The organism is Okeania sp. SIO2C9 (assembly GCF_010672455.1).
Lineage (GTDB): Bacteria > Cyanobacteriota > Cyanobacteriia > Cyanobacteriales > Microcoleaceae > Okeania.
Window position 1 is genome coordinate 1 of sequence record NZ_JAAHGO010000175.1, and the last position, 3,792, is coordinate 3,792.

Sequence of the window (3,792 nt, forward strand, 5' to 3'; positions counted from 1 at the left end):
TCCTAACCGTTTTTGGAGCTACGCCAATAAATTTTGCAAACTTAGTTACCGTCATTCTGGTACTACTATCAAACTTTGTTTTTTGTTCAAAGACACCAGAATTTATGAAGTTTTCAATCAATTCATTCCGTGTAATACTCCGTAAATCTGCTGCTTTATCTACTTTATACATTGTTTTTCTTGAAAGTCTTACAACACATTCTTGATCATCATTCTGCAATCCATCGGTCTCTAACTTATGTTCCATTACTTTACCTCCAAGGTTCAAATCTAAAGCGCCAGACCTTACAAATTCTTCCAAAAGATCGGCTCTTGTTAAATTTTTAAATGATGCTATTTCACCTAATTTCTGCCAAACATAATCAGTCAAACGCATACTTCTAACTTGACGATTTTCTTCGGATTTAGATAAAAATCTACCCTGATTACTTCTACCTTGATCAGACATATAAATTACACAATACACGGCAATTATCAATATAATACCGCGTATTACTTGGTTAATTTTAAGTAAAACCGTATCAATACTTATTTTTTTCGAGGAAGCAATTAGCCCGAAGGGTTAGCGGGAAGCGATCGCATTAGTTTTCCTAGTAAAGTCTTCATCAAAGAATCACGCAAATTACTGGGAAGTTGATTAATAGCTTCTCTAAGATACTCAACACCCTCAGCGTCTCGCTCTTTCAGATAACCTACACACCTATCAGGGATCCACCAGTCCTGGAGAAAGTAGTCAAAGATGGATGCATATCTAATCGGATAGGCATTGCATTCTTGAATATTATTCTTGCCGTGGCTAGATTCAGGATAAACGTGGTTATAAGCAATAATTTCGTGTCGATGAGAACCGCCTGGTCTAAAGTCAACAGACTCCGATGAACCTAGAAATTCCTGCCTCGCCATGCAAGCTATCTCATCATCTGAACGTAGGAAATCGTTAAATTTTTTGCCGATTGATATATCGGGAACCAGCCTACTACCAGTTTGAGGACTAATATCTGGCACGATGTAGTGAAATCTGACCTCTAGCTGGGAAAAGAAATCCATCATTCTTAGATAGATACAGAAGTGATTATCTGGCAGAGGCTTTTCTGCGTCACTCAAAGCCAACCTCATACGTTGATACCAGTAAGGAACCCGACCTTCATAAGCAACTTGTTCACGACGCTTAAGCAGCTCTTTCGCCTTTGAGAATGCCTTAACCAGGTTAACCTTGCATTGAACAACTTCTGGAGTATTGCGACTTAATGTCATTAAAAAGGTAGCCTGATCTTCTGTAAGAAGAACATATTTTGGCGGTCTACCACCCTTAGAACCACCTTTAGGTTTTCCGGTTTGAAACCGGAAAACTCCAAATGCCTCCTCTGTCAGGGTTTGATATTGATAGACGGTTTCCATAAAGCTCTCATGTTCAATGTCAAGCTCTTGAGCTACTAAGCGAGAATCAACAACAAGAGCGCCCTCATTCTCAACAATAATCAATTCCGACATATAGATACACCAAAGCTAGGTCAACCTGAAACGAGTAACCCAAGCATAATAGCTATTCAACCTTTCCACATCAGTGTTTTCACCTTAAAGAGAGTGTGAGGCAGCGCCAATGCTCTCTCCGACAGAGCCTTGCACAAAATAAGAGGTTGAGGCAGTGCCAATGCTCCTACCTTGCCAAGGGTGAAACGAGATACAAATCCTAAGAGCTTCCCTTAAAGACGTAGAAATTATCAGACTCTAATATAACTTAGGCTGAGCTAGTTTGATGATTTATCGGCGTAATACACGGTACTAATCAATCAATTTATACTTTTTTTGCTTTCGCTTCCACCCAAAGTAGAGATGACCCTCATCTAAATCATCAGAATTCTCATCCCTTCCAATCAAATCTTCTGGCTCTTTCTCCAGCTCACGAAAATAGTCTCTAAAAATTCCTCCAACCGATATCGCCTTGGTGTTATGCATTTGACGTGTATACTCTAAAAACCAATCGCGATCCTCTGCTCTGCCATGACCAATCAGATTTGTTGGCTTTGTCTGATACTTAATTACTTCTGCAACTAGTCCTACTAAAGAGTCTTTTGACTTCAGCGCCTGGACATCTAGTATTGGCTTGTAATCACATCGCAGAGATTTTTGCCAAAACTCAACCCACTTCTTCTGAGATAGATAGTTCCGCCCAAAATAGCTAGCTTTTACCCCCAGTAACACATGGAAGTGAGGATGTGCATCACCTCGTCGCCCTTTTGTTACCTCAACAGACTTAATCCATCCTTCACCAGGAAAAGCTTTGAGCCGACTCAAACGGGTGAAACCCTTATTCATCCAATCTAGTGTCTCCCTTAACTCCCAGATTTCACAATTTTTAACAGTCAACGTAAGAAAGAGAAAACGGTAAGCTGGATGATCGTCAATGAAGCGCGGCAACATCTGATATGCCTTTGCCTTCCATCGCAGACTTTTTCGCCAGCAACAGACCATACAAGTTCTGACTCTACAAAAACGAGCGCTGTAAAGTTTTAGTCTAAGCTCTCCCTCTGTGTGAGGAGCCAGAATAAAATCCAAAAAGTCTGAGCAAAAGTGAATACGATCTGCATAAGACTGAAACTCTGTCCCCTGATAATGTTGCTCAATTCGGTCAGACTCAGCTCGGTGAACATCCCACGGCTTATCCCTCTCCGAGAGATCCGACAGCGGGATTCCATCTTTCTTCGGTTTAGAAGGAGGGGGTATAATAGAACGTACAAAGCTTCCGTCCAGACGCCTTTTGTCGTCGGACATGAAAAATCCCCTATGTGATTGTAAGTGGTATTACCTGATCATAGGGGTTTTTCATCCATTTTATTGCATCAAATTGTTACAGGGTAAGGCTTAGAGGCTAATTGTGCGATGCAATAAAATACTTATAAGATTCAAGTGAAGGTTTTTGCAGCCAAACTCTCCGCTTCGTTGCCACATTCCCCCGTCCTTAGAGCGTAGTTCGTTCCGTTCTCCCGTCAAGGGACGCTTCGCTCTCCACTCCGTTCCGCCCTTGACTGCCTCACTCCACTCACTCTTTTTGTAGCCACGGGGGAATGCAATTATCGGTTCCACAAACCCCACCTTACTTGAGGCTCATCCCCAGCAAGAGCCAGTCTCAAAATATCCTCGCGATCCATCTCTCTCCAGTTTTCTGGACTTATAACCGCCGCATAAGCTTCATAAAACAGCTGGCGCTTTTCTTCAATGCTTAGTGGAACCTCCCCAAAGGCGTCTCTGAAGAAATCGTTAAGCGCCATCTTTGTTAGAGACAGTTGAAGAGCCAGTGCTGCCTTTTTTCCTTTGAAAGTTGCATACACAATCAATCGGTTAAAATCCTCTAAGCTTACAGTTTCAGCTTCTGTTCCTCCGCCTCGAACTGACTGAGTTACCACTTTTTCAGTTTTTTCTGTAAACCCAAAGCTCCGTAAGGCTTTGACCGTGTTACCACTTTTTTTCAACACTCGCCCCAGCCAATTTCTCGAATAACCCAAAACCTCACTCGCGCCAACAACCCCTACCCTAAACTCTCCATTTGGCATTCGGTAACCATCTACTTCTAAACCATCAAAAAACCTAACTGTTGCTCTTTGAGCTTTGACTGGCTTTGATTCCATAGGGTCAAATATCAAAATAATTGCAAATAAAGCTTTTTAGATTTCATCGACCTGAAAGTAAAGCTTTGATATCGGGTCATAATCCCACGCTTTTCCATCCAGTGTTTTACTTTTACTCCACTCAATTAAAGACTGATGCCGCTTGCCATCCTTATAGTCCCTAACA

General features: G+C 41.7%; 4 protein-coding genes. All 4 read right to left on the reverse strand.

Annotation, left to right across the window (positions count from 1 at the left end; genetic code table 11):
* Nucleotides 1-448: hypothetical protein (locus F6K23_RS39960; RefSeq protein ID WP_293166686.1), on the reverse strand; the 448-nt coding region annotated here is incomplete at its 3' end.
* Nucleotides 449-549: 101 nt separating this feature from the next.
* Nucleotides 550-1,491 (reverse strand): Rha family transcriptional regulator, encoded by a 942-nt coding sequence (locus tag F6K23_RS39965; protein WP_293166688.1) that lies wholly within the window; start codon nt 1,489-1,491, stop codon nt 550-552.
* 291 nt (nt 1,492-1,782) lie between these two features.
* Complete coding sequence (locus F6K23_RS39970; RefSeq protein WP_293166690.1) at nt 1,783-2,772, reverse strand: protein rep; 990 nt, start codon at nt 2,770-2,772, stop codon at nt 1,783-1,785.
* 299 nt (nt 2,773-3,071) lie between these two features.
* On the reverse strand, nt 3,072-3,626 hold the full coding sequence (locus tag F6K23_RS39975; RefSeq protein WP_293166692.1) for a hypothetical protein: 555 nt from the start codon (nt 3,624-3,626) through the stop codon (nt 3,072-3,074).
* Nucleotides 3,627-3,792 lie beyond the last annotated feature (166 nt).